The following is a 19,507-nucleotide window of genomic DNA, read 5'->3' on the forward strand; positions in this document are numbered from 1 at the left end:
TAAAGATACTTTTATGCAAATACGTTGGTCAAGTTATTGTGCCTCCAGATCTCTCATTTAAGCAAAACGTTAATCCAAAATCAGTAGCATCTATGTGATAGCTCACTGAGATTGAACCTATACAACCAGAACAGCTTTATTGGTGGCAAACAGAGATTAACGAAGAAAAATATTCAGTTTATTTCAGACATTATTCATCTTAAAAGGTGTAAAAACTTACAGTATTGCTTGCCTGAAGGTAAAATAACAGCATTTAATTTAAGTTATTTTCGGTGTAGTAGATAGCTATTTTGATTATTGTGGGATCAAAATTTATAACAATAATTGAGCCTGTAAATTATTTTGTGTAAGTTCTATTTTTTATAAATGATCTTTTAATCGATCATCGAACTGAATCGTAAACCAATTCATTGCTAAACGCCAATTTTGAATTGGCATTGTCCATTTCTTAGCAGCATTGGTTGTTGCTAAGTAAATGACTTTTTTGACTGAATCATCTGACGAGAAGATCTTTCGCTTCTTGGTTGAATGGCGAATTACGCTATTCAACGATTCAATCGCATTGGTTGTATAAATCGCATGACGTATTTCAGCTGGATAGCTAAATATTGTACGGATATTTTCCCAATTGGCTCTCCAGGATTCTCCAATTTTCGGATATTGATGATTCCATTGATCACAGAAGATATCTAGAGATTTTAAGGCATTTTCTTCTGTACTTGCTTGATAGATCGCTTTTAGACCAGCTGTAACAGCCTTGTAGTCTTTCCAGCTTACAAATCTCAGGCTATTGCGTACAACATGCACGATACACAGCTGAATGTCCGTATGAGGATAAACAGAGGCAATGGCATCAGGAAAGCCTTTTAACCCATCTACACAGGCAACAAGAATGTCCTGTACCCCTCGATTTTTGAGTTCTGTCATGACGGATAGCCAGAATTTGGCACCCTCTGTCTGAGCAATCCACATACCGAGTAATTCTTTTTGCCCATCCATATTGATGCCCAAAGCAAGGTATACAGACTTGTTAATCACATTGGAGTGTTGACGGACTTTTACAACAATACAGTCGAGATAGACGACTGGATACAGACTATCTAATGCTCTATTTTGCCACTCAGTCACTTGCTCAATCACAGCATCGGTCACTTTGCTTATAAGTGATGCTGAGACATCTGCATCGTACATTTCTTTGAAAAATGCGACAATTTCTCTATTGGTCATTCCTTTGGCATACAGGGAAAGAATTTGGTCATCCATACTGGTAATGCGTGTTTGATGTTTTTTGATAATTTGTGGCTCAAATGAACCTTCCCGATCACGTGGAATATCTAAAGCCAATTGCCCATCTTGAGTTGAAACAGTTTTTGAGCTAAAACCATTTCGGCTATTTGAGCCTTTTTTCGGCTGATGCTTTTCATAACCAAGATGATCTGAAAGCTCTGTATTGAGTGCAGTTTCGATCATGAACTTTTTAAATATGGCGGTCATTTGGTTTAAGTCTTCTGGTGTTTTTAGACCCTTAGCCAATTCAGCAGCCATACTTTTGATTGTTGCTTCATCCATGTGAAGTACCTTTTGTAATTATCCTCTGAAGGATAAATGAAAATTAAGTACTTACACAAAATTTAGAACAGTCCCCAATAATTTTCTATAAATCTTAACGTTTTTGCTTTTCTCCTTAGCTGACAAGCCTATAATAATTCAGAATCATTCCAAATCTAATAAGGAAATAACATGTCTACCGATCAACAATTTAAAGCGCCTGCCAATTTAGGAATAGCGGTTTATCCTGATAATGCAGAGGCGATTGGTAACACCCCATTAGTTCGCATTAATCGTATTATTCAGTCAGGCGCCACAGTATTGGCAAAAGTTGAAAGCCGTAACCCTGCATTTTCAGTAAAATGCCGTATTGGTGCTGCTTTAATTGCAGATGCTGAAAAACGTGGTGTGTTGAAAGCTGGGATGCATATTGTTGAGCCGACCAGTGGAAATACAGGTATTGCACTGGCGTTTGTAGCAGCCGCAAAAGGGTATCCAATTACACTGACCATGCCTGCAAGTATGAGTCTTGAGCGTCGTAAAGTGCTAAAAGCTTTTGGTGCAAATTTAGTGCTTACTGAACCAGCAAAAGGAATGAAAGGTGCTGTTGATGAAGCAGTACGTTTGGCGACTGAGCAACCTGATGTCTATTTCTTGCCTCAACAATTTGAAAACCCTGCCAACCCTAAAATTCACGAACAAACCACAGGGCCAGAGATTTGGGAAGCGACGGATGGAAATGTTGATATTTTAGTGGCAGGCGTGGGGACAGGTGGGACAATTTCTGGTATTTCACATTTCTTTGAAAATATCAAAAATAAACCAATTTATTCAGTTGCAGTTGAACCTGCGGAGTCACCGATTATTAGTCAAACCAAATGTGGTGAGAGCATTACACCTGCACCACATAAAATTCAGGGCATTGGCGCCAATTTTATTCCTAAAAATCTGGACTTAAATATTGTTGATGAAGTGATGCCGATTACCAGTGAAGAGGCAATCGAATGGGCACGTAACTGTGCCACTAAAGAAGGAATTCTGGTGGGTATTTCAAGTGGCGCAGCTCTTGCTGCTGCTGCAAAAATTGCACAGCGTCCTGAAAATGACGGTAAAACCATTGTGGTAATTTTGCCTGATAGTGGTGAGCGCTATTTGTCTTCTGTATTATTTGATGGTTTATTTGAAGAATAACTTATTCTCGGCAGATTTGATCTCGGGCGAGCTAGTGTTTTTTATAGCTTCAGTTAAATGAAGTTACTGAAAAGGAACTTAGAATATATTACATTCTAGGTTCCTTTTTTTAAATAAAATGAAATTTCGACGATTAGTTAATCTCAAGTTGATTAGAACTTTTTATTAGAGTTCTTTCTTTAAGGATTTTTCAAAACGTTTGACAGAGCGAGCATATTTTTTGGCTTTGTGACGTGTCCAAAAGCTAGACTTATATCCCGTTGGGCCAACATTATAATAAGCACTAGCTTTGAACCAACTTCCAGCCATTTCATTATAATGTCCTAAAATATAGGCACTGCATTGAATATTATTATATTCATCGGCCAGATTACCAGGACAGGCTTGTCTCCAGTAACTTGGAATAATTTGAGCTAAACCTACAGCTCCGCCAGATGAACGTGCATAAGAATTGTAGTTTGATTCCTGACGAATAGTGGCAGCAATCAGTAAGGGTGGAACTTCATAGCGATCAGCACTTTGGATAATCATTGGAGATAATCGATTTGCCGTAGATGGTGAAACAGCATAAGCTTTTTGTAATCCACTTGAGAGCTTATTTGAACGTTTTTCTAAAGAACCACTATTGGGGCCAAGTGTCGTACAACCTGTAAAAAAAAGACCTAAACTACTTACAAGGAATAATTTAGAGAATGTAATTTTGTAGTTATCGAAAATCAGGCGATTAGCATTTATAAAAGTATCAAGCAATTGCAAAACGAAGTACCATCAATAAATATTCAAGTTGAAAAATCTTAATTTGTCATTGCCATAGCGTCAACAAAAGTGATGTGACAATTTGCAAGGTGATCAAGATGTAAATAGCCTAAGCAAGTTTGATTTTTTTCCTAGAAAAACTATTATAAAATTCAAACTTTGATGACATGCTTATATAAAGATTATGACCCCAGCCTGTAAGTTACTTAAAACCAATAAAATTGAATATAGTACGCATGAATACGAACATGATCCCAATGCTAAAAGTTTTGGTTTGGAAGCAGCAGAGAAACTAAATCTGGATGTGGAAGAAGTTTTTAAAACCTTGTTGGTTACCGATGATAAAAATCACTATGTCACAATTTTACCTGTCAATCATCAATTAAATTTAAAAAAAGTTGCGGCAGCATTGGGATGTAAAAAGTTACATATGGCAGATCCGAAAGATGCAGAACGACTGACTGGCTATCTAGTGGGAGGAATTAGTCCACTTGGTCAGAAAAAGCGTCTTAAAACTGTGATTGATGCTTCTGCTGAAATGAAAACAAAAATATATGTCAGTGGTGGAAAACGTGGTTTAGATATTGGAGTAGCGCCACAAGCGATTGCAAAAATATTAGATGCTCAATTTGTTGATATTCTCGATCAATAATTTTTGAAGAAAGATCAAGATAAGCCATTAATATTGTTTAGTTTAAATTTTAGGGTGGTTGTCATCCAATCGTCATTGAAGCCAGATATTTTAAGTCAAAATTTTTAATGACTGAATTCAATGAAGACTAAGAACATATTGAAATTTTTAATGGCAGCGAGCGGAATACTCGTTTTAAGTGCCTGTAATGATCATGATGATAACGACAGCACGTCTGAGCATTCTGCAGCAGTAGAAACTTCAGCGTATGTTCAAACTAAAACACCTTATAAACCACAGCAAGATTTAAATAGCTATCAGAGTGCACCAACAGGATTTCAGCCTGTTTTCACCGAGCTGGTTGCCCGTCATGGTTCGCGTGGTCTATCTAGCATCAAGTACGATTTGGCGCTTTATAACCTATGGAAACAAGCCAAAGCTGATCATGCATTAACACCACTCGGTGAACAGCTTGGTGCTGATATTGAAGCAATGATGAAAGTCAATATCTTGTTGGGGTATGGCGTGTCTGGAATTCGTCAGTCTGGCTATGGCAATGAAAGCCAATTAGGTATTGAGGAACATCGTGGAATTGCAGATCGTTTGTTACAGCGATTACCATCATTATTTAATACCTCAGTGTTAGGGCAAATGGATATTGCTGTACAAAGTTCTGGTGTAGATCGTGCAGTGGATAGCGCCAAATTCTTTACCAATGAATTGATCACCAAACGTCCAGATCTTAAAGAAAAAATTCGTCCAGTAAGTTATACGAGTTTAGATAGTAACAGTAATCCGTCGATTGACGATCAAGGGGTTGATCGCTTTTTACTTTATTTCCATAGTCTGGATAAAGCGACAGATTTGAGCCAAATGAATTCACCCCTTAGACAAAGTATCTATGATGCTAGTCTGAAATATCAGGATTTTGAAGAAAATGATGTGAATTTAAAACAGAAATTACAAGAATTATTGAATAATAACAACGCTCAGCAAATTGCATTGAAAGTACTGACGCCATTGTTTAAAAATGAGTTTATTCAGAAATTAGGTAGCCAAGGCTATACTTTTAGTAATACTGGATCATTTACTGCAACAGCTTTAGATGGTACCCAATTTACTGAAAAAGGCAAAGGCAAAAACACTATAGCTAGTACCGTGGATGCAGCAGCTTATCTCTATGAGCTGTATTCAATTGCACCCGGGATGAAAAAAGAATTAGGTAATACAGATTTTACAAAATATATGCCAATAGATGCTGCCAAATTTTATGCAGAATATAATGATGCACAGGATTTCTACCAAAAAGGTCCAAGCTTTACTGAGTCCAATCAAGTGACCAGCAATATTGCACAGGGACTTAAACAGGATTTCTTTGCTCAGGTAGATCAGGTTATCAATAAACAACAGCAACATAAAGCTGTGTTACGTTTTGCCCATGCCGAAATCATTATACCCCTTGCAACGACATTTGAATTAAAAGCAATGATGACACCTTTAGCCTTAAATCAAACCTATAGTTATAGTTCAAGCACTTGGCGTGGTGAGGATGTTTCACCTATGGCGGCCAATATGCAATGGGATATTTATCAAAATGCACAAGGTTCTACTTTGGTCAAAATGTTGTATAACGAGAAAGAAACTTTATTTAAGTCAAGTTGTGATTATGCTCGTTATAACTCGACGAGTTTTTATTATGATTATCAAAAGCTTAAGCAGTGCTACAGTGTTAACTAACAGTATCTGATCACTGAAATTTTATTCGGGATATCATTACAAAGTGAATGGTATCCTTAATTTTATTAATTTCATAATTCAAAATAAAAATCAAAAATTTAACGAATAAAATAAGCTTTCGTCGCACAATTATAAAATGTTTGATTAAAAAACATTCAAAAATGTTTCATTTATTAAATAAGCCGTTATTCTGCACAGTTTTTGTATACCCTAAATATGTGAATTATAAATAAATAGAGGTAAATGGATGCTGATTTTTCATGGTTCTGCTGTTCAAGCTGCACTTTTTGATATGGATGGAACAATGTTTGATACTGAACGATTACGGTTTCAAACATTGAAACAGGCATCTCAAGAGCTGATTGGACAAGCATTTTCCGATGAATATTTAATGCAATGTTTAGGATTAAGTGCCAAAACAGCAGAACAACTGGCTCAACAACAATACGGTTTAGATATTCCATACCAGGAAATTCGCCAGCGTGCCGATCAACTTGAACTGGAAACGGTACGTAAAGAAGGCGTTCCTATTAAAAAAGGTCTGGTTCAGGTCTTAGAACGGTTAAGAAAATCTGGATTACGTATGGCTGTTGCAACATCTAGCCGCCGCGCAATAGCAGAAGAATATTTGATTAATGCCAATGTATATAAATTCTTTGATGTGCTGGTTTGTGGTGATGAAGTTGAACATGGCAAACCACATCCTGAAATTTTTGAGAAAGCCGCAGAAAAATTAAATCTGGACACTTCACAGTGCCTGATGTTCGAAGATTCTGAAAATGGAATCACATCTGCACATGCAGCAGGTGGCATGACCATTTTGCTCAAAGATATCAAAGCGCCAAATGACAATATGCTGTCTAAAGCCGATTTTTACTTTGAGACTATGTACGAGTGTTTAGAGGATTTAGATCAATATGTCCCTGCGATGGAGATGCCGATTTTACAGGAAGCATTTCCACAGACCTTGAATCAGCTAACAGTTGGGATTCACGGTTTTGGTGCAATTGGTGGCGGATACATTGCACAGATTTTATCACATTGGGATGGGTATACGCGTCCGCAGCGCATTATTGCCTCAACGCGTAACAGTTTATATCGTGAAGCAGTCAATGCCTTTGGCACCTATTGTATTCGTTATGGCCAAGTTTCCTATGATGAACGAATTGAATATATGTCAGTGATTGATACAGACCATCAACAGCATATGCTGGATATGTATTTGGAATCATCTTTGATCGCGCTGTGCCTGCCTGAACATGCGATTGCCAGCGAGGCAAAAATTATTGCGAAAGGACTCTATGCACGTTTTGCTTCACAAGCCATGCAAAATACACGTCCACTCACTTTTTTGATTATTTTAAATAAAGTAGGAGCTAAAACCTTAGTATTAGCTCATATTCGGGAGCAATTGATCGAATTATCCAACGTGGAAATTGCAGATCAGATTATGGGACAACATTATTTCTGTGATACGGTTGTCAACCGTATGGTATCTAAACTTTCTGAGCAAAATTTGTATCGACAGCTCAAAATTAAATATAATTTTTTTAAGCAATATCAGTCTGATGTTGAGGATGAAAATGTCGAAATTGAAGATACCAGCAAGCTTTCATCTGAGCAGGAACATCAAGCCTCTTTATATATTGATGATATGCGACGTAATTTTCAGCCGAGTCATATTTTGCAGACGATGGACCTGATTTTATTTAATAGTGAAACGGATATGCCGATCTATGTCGAAAATAACAGCCCATTGTTGGCTAAAATGCGACAAATGATTGTGGTGGATAATATTGCCGATATTCAACTCATTAAAAATCGACTATGGAATGGCGTACATGCCATGTTGGCGTGGTATGCCTCGTTATTGGGACATGAAACTATTGGGATCGCAATGGGAGATGCGCGGGTACAGTCATTGGTTGAGCATTTAGTTCAAGAGATCAAGCAAGGACTTTGCGTCTGTTTGCCCAAAAGAGCGAAAGATTTGGATCGACTAGCCAAGAGCTTTGTATTGTCGTGTCAATATGCCTACAAAGATCCGTGTCAGCGGGTGGCACGTGATCCTTTGCGCAAGCTGAATCATAATGAACGAGTTATGGGCTCTATTGCCAACAATCTTAAATTTGATCAACCCATCGATAGTTTGTTATGGGGGGCAAGTTTGGGCTATTTTTATGCGATCGAGACGTTTGACATGAGTCTTGAAAATATCACCGAGCATTTGCAGTTAAATATTGCCCAACTTGATTTAGATCATGCTCTAAAGAAAAAGATTGAGCAGAGCATACAGCAGCATCTTGATCAACTCATAGAATATCCTTCGTGTTTAAAACAATTCAAAAGTTTTGCTTTGCCTGAAGAGATAAAGTCTTCATACGCTTAACTCACGCGCAAAACTGATCTCATCATTTTAGTGATCCCACCAAAAATCATGCTTTAATAAAGCATTCTGATTTTTGGTGTTTTTTCTTGTATTTGAAGCCAAATGGTTGTGTCATTCCAACTTTACATCGTGATTATTCCGAATGGCATCATGGACGTAGTATCTATGCACTTTGGTATATTTTAGTTGAGCGTGATCAATATACAGAATTGGTTGCAAAACTCGATCAATTACAAGCTTCTTTTTCAGATCTGCTATTGCCCAATTCGCAACGTCAATATCATATAACACTGTATATTTGTGGTTTTTTGACGGAGCAAAAGCCTGTTTATAATGATGATTTTTGTATAGATTGGTTTGAGCAGCAACGCCGAAAACTTTTAAAACAAACTGCATTCCAACTGAATATCAGTAAATTAAATAGTTTTAGCAGTGCTTTATTTGCTGATATTCGAGATGAAAAAAATTATCTCATTGATCTGCGACGAAACCTTCAACTCGATGAGCATCAGGAAATTGCAGCTTTGCAATATCATCCGCATATTACGCTTGGATTGTATCGCGATGCTTATTCCAGTCATGTGATTCTTGACCATATACGGCAATGCCCTGAGATTAATTTAAAAATAACCATCGATCAGCTTCATTTTGGCTATTATGATGCTCAACAATTACAAGGCCCTCTACATTCTCTTTATTGCTTACAACTGGATTGATCTATGATACATCTCATTTTAGGTGGCGCGCGTTCTGGTAAAAGTCGACATGCAGAGGCTATTGCCAAAGCGCTGTCTCATCCTGTGACTTATATTGCAACTGCGCGGCCACTGGATGATGAAATGCAACAGCGTATAGACCATCATCGTGGGCAACGACCGAGTGAATGGCGACTCATTGAAGAACCCGTTACATTGGCTCAGCAACTTAAGATGATTGATCAACCACAACAGATCATTTTGATTGATTGTTTGACTTTATGGCTGTCCAATCTTCTATTGTTAGATGATTGCAATCCACAGTATAGCCAGCAAACTCAAGCATGCGAGGACTTGCTTGAGCTCTTACCACGGCTTCAATCAGATATTATTTTAGTGAGTAATGAAACAGGTTTGGGTGTGGTGCCGATGGGGGAAATGACACGTCGTTTTGTTGATGAATCTGGACGGTTACATCAGCGTCTAGGAAAAATCGCAGATAAGGTCGAATTTTGTGTCGCAGGATTCCCAATGTTACTGAAAGGAGAAAAGTCATGAGTTGGTGGGTAGAACCGGTTCAAGCCATCGATGAGCAAGCTAAACAATTTGCTAGGCAACGCCAGCAACAATTGACTAAGCCAACGGGTTCATTGGGTGATTTAGAGTTGATCGCCATACAACTGGCTGCATTACAAGGAACTACTCATCCACATGTGAATCAACCGTGGATCACTATTTTTGCAGGCGATCATGGGGTGATGCAAGAAAATATTTCGGCTTATCCGCAGGCAGTGACGCGACAAATGCTACAAAATTTTGCGACAGGTGGTGCATGTATCAGTGTAATCGCACGACAATATGCTGCCAATTTACAGGTGATTGATTGTGGTACGGTGGGTGAGTCTTATTGTTATGAAGGTGTAGAAACGCATTGCATTCGTGCTGGAACCGCAAATTTTGCAATTGAAGCTGCAATGACTAAAGCTCAATGTCATCAGGCGATGAAATTAGGACGTGACAGTGTCGAGAAAGCCATGAGTGCGCAGGCCGACATTTTCGTTGCGGGTGAAATGGGTATTGGCAATACCTGTTCAGCTTCAGCTTTGGCATGTTTATTACTCAATGAAGATGCAGAGCAATTGACAGGCATTGGTACAGGAATAGATGCGCAAAAGTTAAAATACAAAAAACAAGTGATCGATCGCGCTATCGCATTGCATCAACCTCATGTAAAAGAGGATGCTTTTAAAATAATGACCGCAGTCGGTGGGTTAGAAATTGCTGCTATGACGGGAGCTTATATTCGCTGCGCACAGCTTGGTATGCCGATGGTGATTGATGGTTTTATCAGTTCGGTTGCAGCACTATGCGCTGTGCGTTTGAATCCCGATGCGCGAAACTGGATGTTGTTTGGACATCAATCTGCTGAATATGGACATTGTCGTGTTTTAGCTGAACTCAATGCACAGCCGATATTAAACTTAAATTTACGTTTAGGTGAAGGTAGTGGTGCAGGGGCAGCGTTAGGTGTCATTCAATTGGCCTGTGCCTTACATAACCAAATGGCAACTTTTGCCGAAGCTTCAGTTTCAGGCGATCAGGTATAAAACAACATGCAAAAAGTGTGGATCATTGATGTGTTACGTCATGGTGAAACGACATTGAGCCATACTTTACGTGGTCATCTGGACGATGCATTGACACAAACGGGTTGGCAGCAAATGCAGACCACGATTGAGCAAATGCAGCCCTCTGCATGGCAAGTGGTTTTTACTTCGCCCTTACAACGTTGTGCTGCATTTGCACAAAGGTTTGCAGCACAAACGAATCTGAATTGTAATATGGATGCAAATTTTAAGGAAATGTATTTTGGAGATTGGGAAGGGATCAGTACAGCGCAGATCTATCAACAGTCACCTGAACTACTTACAAATTTTTGGCAGCAACCCACCCAATATACGGCTCCGAATGGCGAGAGTTTATTGGATTTTCAATCACGCATTCAACAAGGGTTATTCTTAGTCATTGAAAAGATGCAAATACAGCAACATGAGCATGCCTTATTGGTCACGCATGGTGGTGTAATCAAGTTATTGCGTTGTTTGGCGCAACACCAGCCATTGGATGATCTGCTGAAAATGCAGGCAAGTTTAGGGCAACTGTATCGCTTTAAAATCACTCTGGATGATCAGCAACAGTTACAGATATCCGAGGAATAACGTATGTTGCCATTCTGGATTGCCTTACAGTTTTTGACCGTGATTCCTATTCAATTATCACGGATACCCAATCAGACTGAAAATGCCCGATCTGTTTTATTTTATCCGTTGATTGGTTTAATGATCGGCCTAATTTTATATGCTTTTGGCATATTATTGAGTCCTGTCCCATATCTTTTGAGCGCAAGTCTTATTTGGCTGATCTGGATTTGGCTAACGGGTGGACTGCATCTGGATGGTTTGGCAGATACTGCTGACGCATGGGTCGGTGGTTTCGGTGATAAACAACGTACTCTTGAGATTATGAAAGATCCAAGCTGCGGGCCGATTGGTGTGTTAAGTCTGATCGCAGTCTGTTTGCTTAAATGGGTCTGTATTTATATGTTACTAGAGCAACATTTAGCGCTATTTTTGATTGTTATACCGATGCTTGGGCGAGTTGTGCCATTAATTTTATTGCTCACCACACCCTATGTTCGTGAAAATGGTCTGGGACGGCACTTAGCTAAGGATTTACCTAAAAAAAGTGCTTGGCTGATAAGTTTGATGGTTTTACTCAGTTTGCTCTACTTGAAATTACAAGGTGTTTTAAGCTTACTTGTTTTTCTGACGGGATTGATTTATTTGCGACATCTTTTTATCAAACGTATTAATGGCATCACAGGCGATACCATCGGAGCAAGTATTGAACTACTAGAAACAACTTTATTACTCAGTTTTATTTTAAGCAGCTTTTATTGATCAATGTTTTCAGGTCAGTAATTTAACAATAACGTGAACCAGAAAAGGGCCTGTAATGACCATAAAAATGCCTGCCAATACCATGGTTAAACTTGCAATGACACCTTCTTGCTTATTGCGCATATATGCTTTACTTGTACCAAAACCATGCGCAGCATTGCCCAGAGAAGCGCCGTTGGCCAAATAAGACTTGAGCTTTAATCCAGCTAAAATAAGATCACCAAAGATGATACCTACAATGCCAGTCAAAATGGTAAACAAAATCACCAATTCAACCGAACCGCCAATATGTTGCGTGAGCTCCATCGCAAAAGGCGTAGAAATCGAGCGAGACATGAGACTATAAGTGGTTTGCTGATCAAAATGAAACAAACGCGCCAGATAAAAAGCACTCAGCATACCTGCCGCCATCCCTACGATAATACCCATACAAATAGACAATGCATGCTGTTTAATGATATCGCGGTATTCATAAATCGGAATCGCAAATGCTACTGTAGTTGGTCCTAACATCCACACGATCCAGTGATTATCTTGCATATAGGTGGTATAAGGCACATGGAAAATCATGAGTAGCGCCATAATCAAGCAAGGAACTAAAATTGCAGGTGCAAAAGGTAAATAAGGCAAACGACGATAAATGGGTTTGGCCAAGATATAACCGAAAAGTGTTCCAACAAAACATATCAAGGCAATATTCATGATTTTAGCTCATGTTGATGTAGCATTTTATCTTGGCTGCGTTGTTTGAGTCGTGATTCCAATTTAAAGCAAAAATGTACGGTATAGGCGGTGAATACCATGACACACAGAGTACCGAGCACAATTGCAGTTATTAATTGCCAGCCTTCAGCTATAAATAAACTTTTATAGTTGATCAGTCCCACGACACAAGGAATGAAAAACAGCACAAGTTCGGCTAGCATGAAATCCGAACCAGTTTTAATCCACTGTAATTTAAACACACCACTTACAAGCCCGATCAAAACTAGAAAAAGCCCAATAACGCCTGCTGAAACAGGCAGATTTAATGTTTGTTGCAAGAGTGATCCAATCCACCAGAAAATAAGTAATAAACCAATCTGGATGATCACTTTGGCAAAATATGCAAGGCTGGAATAAGACAAGGGATCACCTATAAACTGTATGATGCGTTTGGAATAGAACAATTGTAAATGGAGTTGTTATGCCATATTATGAATAATAAAAAATTAATTATGCTTCTATGGAATGGTTGTAAGTGGATATTAAAACCCTAAAGATTTTTGTACAAATTGTACAAAGCCAAAGTTTTACTGCAGCAGCGGAGCAACTCTATATGACGCAGCCTACCGTCAGTAAAGCCATTGCTGCATTTGAACAGGAGTTAGCTACGACCTTATTTAAAAAAGGGGAAGCAGGGCGTAAACGTGAAGTGGAACTGACATATACGGGTCAGCAAATTTATCAACATGCGCTTACTATATTGGATGAACAAAAAAAAATTTATGAAACATTAGAAGATATAAAACATTTAAAAAAAGGAAAATTGACTTTGGGTGTACCACCTTTAGGCTCGGTGTTGCTTACCTCACTGATCGCATCGTTTCATAAACAATATCCTGATATTGAATTACAATTTATGGAAGTGGGATCAAATGCCATTTCAGAAGCAATTCTTAACCGAACCCTTGATGTAGGTGTGCTTTTAAGTAATCACAATCCTATTCTTGCAGAAATTCCGATCGTAGATTCATCTTTGTGTTTATTGTCCGCGAAACATTCGAGATGGAAAAATATACAAGAGGTGAGCTTAGCAGATTTAAAAGAAGAATCTTTTCTTTTATATGACGATAGTTTTACCTTGAATAACCTGATTATTCAGGCGGCGCAGGTGGAAGGATTTCAGCCAAAAATTGTATGTAAAAGTAGCCAATGGGATTTTATTGCCAAAATGGTTGAATTTTCGATGGGCATTGCGTTATTGCCACAAATCTATTGTGAGCAACTTGATCAAAGCAAGTTTAATATTACGCCTTTAGCCAATACTTCTTTGCGTTGGACACTAAGTATGGCATGGAATACTTCTGTGCCGATGACCGCTGCGACTAAAGCATGGTTAAGTATTATTAAGGCACATCAAGATCAAATTCGTTTTTAGTTAAGCCAGTTTTGGATAACATCAACGACTTGTTCTGGCTGTTTAATCCAAACGCTATGCTGATTGCCTTGAAGACTTGGTCTTAAATCGAGCTGTTTAATTTGAGGATGACTATAATATTGAGTTAAGCCCATTAATGAGGACATTGGTGCCCATTCATCGCCCTTCATTTGAATAAAAAGAGCTTGGTTATCTGAAACATGAGTTGGCTTTAAAATATGATCATATGTTCCTGTCAGTCCAGTTTTACACCAATCCTGAATAAGAGATTTTGCTTCTTTATTGCCAAAGCCAACCTTTTTTCCTGGTAAATAACCGTAAATTTGAATGAGAAGACTAAAGACTGAGATTGCTTTTAAGATTTGAATCTTACCCTTTAAATCCCAATAATGTAGTCCAATATTGCCTGTTGCGATCCCAATCACTGTAACGTCATGTTGTTGGCTATACAATGTAGCCAAATGCCCACCTAAACTATGTCCAAGTAGTACCACGTTTTGTTGTGAATGAGGTTGTGGGGCTAAGTTTATAAGTTGCGGAATAAAATCTTGCAATAAATCTCTATATCCATAATCAAAGTGACTAGAAACTTTTGGGATATTTCTGCCACATCCGGGATAATCAGCTGCTATTGTATTAAATCCATTCGTATTTAAACCCCTGATCAGTTTTTGATATTTATCAATTTCAACACCGATAGCAGGAAGAATAACGATCGTTTTTGCATATTGATTGATGGTATTCACTTCTGCATAAATCCCATCAAATTTTGGAAAGTGAATAAGCTTTTGAATACATTCCATATATTTTATTCCTTAAATGGACTAAGTTGAATCAAGTTGCTGAGACCCAGTTTATTCAAAAACGCCGTTCTAGAATGTGGATGACGTTTTATTTCTTCTTGAATATATGCTTTAAAAGAAGTGTTAAATTTTTCACGAGGATAGTTTTCCAAACACTGTTTTTGGAATTGTTTATCAATGAGATGGAGTTCCGATCCAATCACATCACAGCTGGTTCCTTTTTGTAGCATGATCACTTCTTTAGGCTGACTCATATCTGCAAAGCCATTCATATGCAAGCATATTGCATCAGCGATTAAATCAGTTTTTTCTTTAGGGTAATGGTGATACTTACAAAGTTGTTCAGCCTGCATTGCACTATTAAGAGTAAAACACTGACAATTCGAGGTTTTATGTTGATCAATTAAACCAATATCGTGCAAAAGGGTAGCCACTAAAAAAGCTTCATTGTCATATTGCCATCCATGAATTTGGCTAAAAGCGATTCCCCAAAAATAGCTCCGCCATGAATGATAAATTAAAGAGGTTTTTTTTGTTTCTTCAAGCTGTTCAATCGCTGCTTTGACTAAAGTACTGTCTGGTAAAATAATCTTGTTAAAATCAATAAAAATTGTTTCTCGTTGTTTCGGCAAGAGGTGTTGTAGTAAATGCTGCGTGGTTGGGATGAATGTTTTCTGTAGAAGATACAGCTTTTCTTTTAAAGTCATTTGACCACGTTTTTCTTGCGCCCAATGATACGATCCTAGCATTATAATAATTCCATTAAAATTAGAGTAATTACTCTAATTTTTGCGGTGATTAAAATCAAGTCCATTCAGTCATAAAAAAGCCCTGACAATTCAGGGCTCAGTTAAATTTTTATTTTGCTAATACAATTTTGTTATAGAACTCATTATTTTTCCATCGTTTTACATAGTGAGCAGATCACGCCGTTATGCTGATGTGAATACATCACATCTGGACGTTCATAATCTTGATCACAAGCTACACACGCATACACAGTCGCAACAGGTGTACCTTCAGCGTCAAAACGCGGTTCATTGATTCCATCATCATGCTTTTTAATATAATACTTACCCTTAGTCAGTAAGCCCATGAAAGGAGTAAGTACGAAACCAACGATCAAAGCAATCAGTGGGGAATAAGAAGAAAGGAAATCACCTAATAAACCGAAGAAAGCTGCAATCGATAAACCTGCTGCTGCACCAAAAGCCACCAAACCAACAGGATTAAAGTCATACAGCATTTCACGGCGATATTCAGGCTGTTTAGGTGAAAGCTTTAATAAATATTTATTGATGGCAATATCCGTTGCAACGACAACGACCCAAGCGATTGCGAAGTTTGAGTAAAAGCCTAGAATTTTACCGAGTACCGCAAACATGTTGCCTTCCATGAGCGCAAGTGCAACAGCCAGATTGACTAATACAAATACAATACGACCCGGATATTTTTTGCTGATACGAGTGTAAGCGCTTGTCCAAGCCAAAGAACCGGAATAGGCATTGGTCACGTTAATTTTAATTTGAGAGATCACCACCAAGATAACTGCCAATGCTAAAGCTAACCAGCCCGGTAACATGTCATGAAATGCCGCATTGAACTGTTGAACAGGCTCAGTCGCATTAATCCCTGGTAATTTGGTCAATAAGTAAAAACCTAAGAATGCACCAATAATTTGTTTAATCGCACCCAAGATGACCCAGCCTGGTCCAGCCGAAATGACTGCTGCCCACCAAGATTTACTATTTTCTTTAGTTTTGGCTGGCATAAAGCGTAAGTAGTCGATTTGTTCGCCAATTTGCATAATTAGCGATAAGCACACACCAGCACCGAGCATGATTGCTGCCATATCCATAGGCGCATAACCGCTATTACCTGCATAAGTCGCAAAAGAACCAACCAGATTAGGTTCTTTATGAATCAAATAAGCCACGGGGCCAATCATCAAAATCAGCCAGATTGGAGTTGTCCAAACTTGTAACTTACTTAGGGCTTTCATGCCATAGATGACTAAAGGAATGACCATAATCGTGGAAATGAGATAGCCTGCCCATAATGGAATTCCCAGTCCAAGCAATAACCCTTGCGCCATAATGGAGCCTTCAAGCGCAAAAAAGATAAAGGTAAAGCTTGCAAAGATAATACTGGTAATGACTGAGCCAAAATATCCAAAACCTGCACCACGAGTGATCAGATCGAGGTCAATATTGTAGCGGGCAGCATAGTAGGCAAGAGGAATACCTGTGATAAAGATAATAATAGCAGCGAATAAAATCGAATAAATCGCGTTGGTCGTGCCATAAGTCATTCCGATACTTGCACCAATAGAGAAATCTGCAAGATATGCAATACCACCAAGCGCCGTGATGGCGACTACTTTGGGACTCCAGCGACGAAAGCTATGCGGTGCATAACGTAATGTATAATCTTCAAGTGTTTCATTTGCTGCATTATTGGGTTTGGTTGCATCAAAAGAATCCGTTACTGATGTGTCGTGCATTCTTTATGACCTTATTTGAGTGGTAATATGGTGCATAAAGCAAGCAATGTGCCAATCTCATTATCAATCTGATGAGCTGTAAGCAAAGAGTAGAATATGAATGGCTTAGACTGAATAGAATAAATAATCTATAAATCAGAAAAATGGTCGTCAAATAGACAATTTTCAAAATTATGCTAAGATAACTAGAAACGTATTTAATCCATACGGGAGATTAAGCATGACAGCATTTGTTCCCATGAAAGCCAGTTTAAGAGAGGAAGAAATGATTCCGCATCTCGCTGTGGAGGCTTTTCGTCATGCTTTTTGTCAAGCTTCACAATCAGCTTCTGTAGTGTATGCCAAAGACCAGTATTTGCTTAAGCAATCCTGTAATGGCGAGACACAAATCCTGAAAAATATTTCATCTTATTATACTGACATCGCCGTGTCAGAAACGACATTAAAACGTAAGAAAAAAGTGGCATTCTAATTTTTTATGCCACAACCCAGAATAAGGATGTTTGCAGGTCCAAATGGATCGGGTAAAAGTACTATTAAAGATTATTTATTACCGCGACATATTGGTGCGTATCTCAATGCCGATGAACTGGAAAAACAACTCGTTCAGGATCACTGTTTTTCATTGACAGATTTTCATGAAGCACTTGAAAGTCAGCAACTTATCAATTTTCTAAAATCAAAAAAACGTAAAGTGAATCAGACAATGATGCCTTTACTTAATAGCAATCCGATTATTTTAGCAAATGGAAAAATTGCTTTTGAAGCAAGTGAAATTGATTCATATCTAGCAGCAAGAATTATTGATTTTATTCGTATTCAATTTATTGAGTTAAAAATTAGCTTTACCTTTGAAACAGTCATGTCGCATAGGAGTAAGGTTGAGTTTCTTCAACATGCTAAAGCACAGGGCTTCCGTACTTATCTTTATTATGTTTCTACTGTTGATCCTGATATCAATATCAGTCGAGTACAGTATCGCGTGAGTCAAGGTGGTCACGATGTTCCAAGAGATAAAATTCGAACGCGCTATTTGAGAAGTATGGATTTACTATTAGATGCAATAGATGCCTCAGATCGAGCCTATATATTTGATAATTCTTCTGATGGTACTCAAGCATCTTTTTTAGCTGAAATTGAAAAAGCAGAAACTTTAAAATTAAATAAGAACCTGCAACATTTCCCTAAATGGTTTGTAGATCGTGTACTTAAGGAATTTATGTAGTTAGATACGATTTTAATCAATTGAAAAATGAGTCAAATGTGCATTGATTAAATTACGTAAAAATATATTATGTTTTTATATATTGTTTGAGCTAAAACCATGCATAGTTTCTTGTTAGCTTTTTTGGGCGGCGTATTACTTGGAATAGCCATCGTTGGCTATTTGTATGTGAATGGTCGCATTGCAGGCATCAGCGGTTTACTTGCACAGGTGATAAATCCTAAAACAATAGCCAAAACACCTGCAATCTGGTTTTTACTTGGCTTATTGATTACGCCGTTCGTTGTTTCTTATTTTTATACACCACAGATTAAGATCAGTTCCAATCCTTATCAATTAATCATTGCGGGTTTATTGGTTGGTTTTGGTGCGCGTCTGGGGTCGGGTTGTACTAGTGGGCATGGAATCTGTGGAATAAGTCGTTTATCGAAACGTTCAATATTCGCAACAATCATATTTATGTTTGCAGGCTTTGTTACAGTTTATGTGATGCGTCATTTACTGGGAGGCCTATCATGAAAAATATATTTGCTTTTTTATTTGGCTCTCTTTTCTCATTAGGTTTAATAATTTCAGGGATGTCTAATCCTGAAAAGGTTCTCGCTTTTTTAGATGTTCTTGGCGAATGGGATGCAAGTTTGGCATTTGTGATGATCGGTGCAATTCTAGTGGCATTTATTCCATTTCAAAGAGCGAAAAGACATCCAATAACATTATTTAAAGAGAAAATTGAGTTACCTCAGAATCATCAAATTGATCAAGATTTAATTTTTGGATCATTGATTTTTGGTATTGGGTGGGGGATAGCAGGAATTTGTCCTGCGCCCGCGTTAACCTTAATTGGACTCGGATATGCTCAGGCTCTATATTTTATTGGTGCAATGTTGATTGGCATGATACTTCATCGGAAAATAAGAGGTGTTTAAAAA

At 38.1% G+C, this 19,507-nt stretch carries 21 protein-coding genes; 14 read left to right on the plus strand and 7 right to left on the minus strand.

Features of this window, described 5'->3' with window-relative positions; genetic code table 11:
• Positions 1–360: 360 nt before the first annotated feature.
• Positions 361–1,569 (minus strand): IS256-like element ISAba26 family transposase, encoded by a 1,209-nt coding sequence (locus tag F944_RS04765; protein ID WP_004987597.1) that lies wholly within the window; start codon positions 1,567–1,569, stop codon positions 361–363.
• Between the two features lie 171 nt (positions 1,570–1,740).
• Here F944_RS04765 and cysK point away from each other — a divergent pair, with 171 nt between their 5' ends.
• Complete coding sequence (gene cysK, locus F944_RS04770; protein ID WP_004987598.1) at positions 1,741–2,739, plus strand: cysteine synthase A; 999 nt, start codon at positions 1,741–1,743, stop codon at positions 2,737–2,739.
• 165 nt (positions 2,740–2,904) lie between these two features.
• Here cysK and F944_RS04775 read toward each other — a convergent pair whose 3' ends face one another.
• Positions 2,905–3,456: a lytic transglycosylase domain-containing protein gene (locus F944_RS04775; RefSeq protein WP_373866130.1), complete on the minus strand. Its 552-nt coding sequence runs from the start codon at positions 3,454–3,456 to the stop codon at positions 2,905–2,907.
• 223 nt (positions 3,457–3,679) lie between these two features.
• Here F944_RS04775 and ybaK point away from each other — a divergent pair, with 223 nt between their 5' ends.
• The 8 genes from ybaK (at position 3,680) to F944_RS04815 (ending at position 11,907) form a co-directional block, all read left to right on the plus strand.
• The gene (gene ybaK, locus F944_RS04780) at positions 3,680–4,147 is read left to right on the plus strand and encodes a Cys-tRNA(Pro) deacylase (protein ID WP_004987604.1); all 468 of its coding nucleotides are present in this window, start codon (positions 3,680–3,682) and stop codon (positions 4,145–4,147) included.
• A gap of 120 nt (positions 4,148–4,267) precedes the next feature.
• Positions 4,268–5,863, plus strand: coding sequence for a histidine-type phosphatase (locus F944_RS04785; RefSeq protein WP_373866129.1), 1,596 nt, complete (start codon positions 4,268–4,270; stop codon positions 5,861–5,863).
• A gap of 247 nt (positions 5,864–6,110) precedes the next feature.
• Positions 6,111–8,252, plus strand: a complete 2,142-nt coding sequence (gene mtlD, locus F944_RS04790; RefSeq protein ID WP_004987607.1) for a bifunctional mannitol-1-phosphate dehydrogenase/phosphatase — start codon at positions 6,111–6,113, stop codon at positions 8,250–8,252.
• Positions 8,253–8,338: 86 nt separating this feature from the next.
• Positions 8,339–8,968, plus strand: coding sequence for a 2'-5' RNA ligase family protein (locus tag F944_RS04795; RefSeq protein ID WP_004987609.1), 630 nt, complete (start codon positions 8,339–8,341; stop codon positions 8,966–8,968).
• Positions 8,969–8,971: 3 nt separating this feature from the next.
• Positions 8,972–9,505 carry a bifunctional adenosylcobinamide kinase/adenosylcobinamide-phosphate guanylyltransferase gene (gene cobU, locus F944_RS04800; RefSeq protein ID WP_004987610.1) on the plus strand — a complete coding sequence of 178 codons (534 nt, stop codon included), beginning with the start codon at positions 8,972–8,974 and terminating at the stop codon, positions 9,503–9,505.
• On the plus strand, positions 9,502–10,554 hold the full coding sequence (gene cobT / locus F944_RS04805; protein ID WP_004987612.1) for a nicotinate-nucleotide--dimethylbenzimidazole phosphoribosyltransferase: 1,053 nt from the start codon (positions 9,502–9,504) through the stop codon (positions 10,552–10,554). The genes cobU and cobT overlap by 4 nt, the downstream gene beginning before the upstream one ends.
• A gap of 6 nt (positions 10,555–10,560) precedes the next feature.
• On the plus strand, positions 10,561–11,166 hold the full coding sequence (locus F944_RS04810; RefSeq protein WP_004987613.1) for a histidine phosphatase family protein: 606 nt from the start codon (positions 10,561–10,563) through the stop codon (positions 11,164–11,166).
• Between the two features lie 3 nt (positions 11,167–11,169).
• Positions 11,170–11,907, plus strand: a complete 738-nt coding sequence (locus F944_RS04815; RefSeq protein WP_004987614.1) for an adenosylcobinamide-GDP ribazoletransferase — start codon at positions 11,170–11,172, stop codon at positions 11,905–11,907.
• A 9-nt stretch (positions 11,908–11,916) separates the two neighbouring features.
• On the opposite strand, the gene F944_RS04820 is transcribed toward F944_RS04815, so the two are convergent.
• Positions 11,917–12,609, minus strand: coding sequence for an LrgB family protein (locus F944_RS04820; protein ID WP_004987617.1), 693 nt, complete (start codon positions 12,607–12,609; stop codon positions 11,917–11,919).
• The gene (locus F944_RS04825) at positions 12,606–13,034 is read right to left on the minus strand and encodes a CidA/LrgA family protein (protein ID WP_004987619.1); all 429 of its coding nucleotides are present in this window, start codon (positions 13,032–13,034) and stop codon (positions 12,606–12,608) included. Before F944_RS04825 ends, F944_RS04820 begins: the two co-directional genes overlap by 4 nt.
• Before the next feature lie 113 nt (positions 13,035–13,147).
• On the opposite strand from F944_RS04825, the gene F944_RS04830 reads away from it, so the two are divergent.
• Positions 13,148–14,047: a LysR family transcriptional regulator gene (locus tag F944_RS04830; RefSeq protein ID WP_004987622.1), complete on the plus strand. Its 900-nt coding sequence runs from the start codon at positions 13,148–13,150 to the stop codon at positions 14,045–14,047.
• Here F944_RS04830 and F944_RS04835 read toward each other — a convergent pair.
• The 3 genes from F944_RS04835 to F944_RS04845 form a co-directional block, all read right to left on the minus strand.
• The gene (locus tag F944_RS04835; RefSeq protein WP_004987624.1) at positions 14,044–14,850 is read right to left on the minus strand and encodes an alpha/beta fold hydrolase; all 807 of its coding nucleotides are present in this window, start codon (positions 14,848–14,850) and stop codon (positions 14,044–14,046) included. The two genes, F944_RS04830 and F944_RS04835, sit on opposite strands and share 4 nt — an antisense overlap.
• A gap of 5 nt (positions 14,851–14,855) precedes the next feature.
• Entirely contained in the window at positions 14,856–15,599 is a 744-nt protein-coding gene (locus F944_RS04840) for an HD domain-containing protein (RefSeq protein WP_004987628.1), read from the minus strand.
• A gap of 143 nt (positions 15,600–15,742) precedes the next feature.
• Positions 15,743–17,353 (minus strand): purine-cytosine permease family protein, encoded by a 1,611-nt coding sequence (locus tag F944_RS04845; protein WP_004987631.1) that lies wholly within the window; start codon positions 17,351–17,353, stop codon positions 15,743–15,745.
• 220 nt (positions 17,354–17,573) lie between these two features.
• On the opposite strand from F944_RS04845, the gene F944_RS04850 reads away from it, so the two are divergent.
• The 4 genes from F944_RS04850 (at position 17,574) to F944_RS04865 (ending at position 19,504) form a co-directional block, all read left to right on the plus strand.
• Entirely contained in the window at positions 17,574–17,825 is a 252-nt protein-coding gene (locus F944_RS04850) for a hypothetical protein (RefSeq protein WP_004987632.1), read from the plus strand.
• A gap of 6 nt (positions 17,826–17,831) precedes the next feature.
• Positions 17,832–18,578: an ATPase gene (locus F944_RS04855; RefSeq protein ID WP_026039978.1), complete on the plus strand. Its 747-nt coding sequence runs from the start codon at positions 17,832–17,834 to the stop codon at positions 18,576–18,578.
• A 99-nt stretch (positions 18,579–18,677) separates the two neighbouring features.
• The gene (locus tag F944_RS04860) at positions 18,678–19,097 is read left to right on the plus strand and encodes a YeeE/YedE family protein (RefSeq protein WP_004987634.1); all 420 of its coding nucleotides are present in this window, start codon (positions 18,678–18,680) and stop codon (positions 19,095–19,097) included.
• Complete coding sequence (locus tag F944_RS04865; RefSeq protein WP_004987635.1) at positions 19,094–19,504, plus strand: DUF6691 family protein; 411 nt, start codon at positions 19,094–19,096, stop codon at positions 19,502–19,504. Before F944_RS04860 ends, F944_RS04865 begins: the two co-directional genes overlap by 4 nt.
• The last annotated feature ends 3 nt before the right edge of the window (positions 19,505–19,507 follow it).

This window comes from Acinetobacter ursingii DSM 16037 = CIP 107286 (genome assembly GCF_000368825.1).
Taxonomy (GTDB): Bacteria; Pseudomonadota; Gammaproteobacteria; order Pseudomonadales; family Moraxellaceae; genus Acinetobacter; species Acinetobacter ursingii.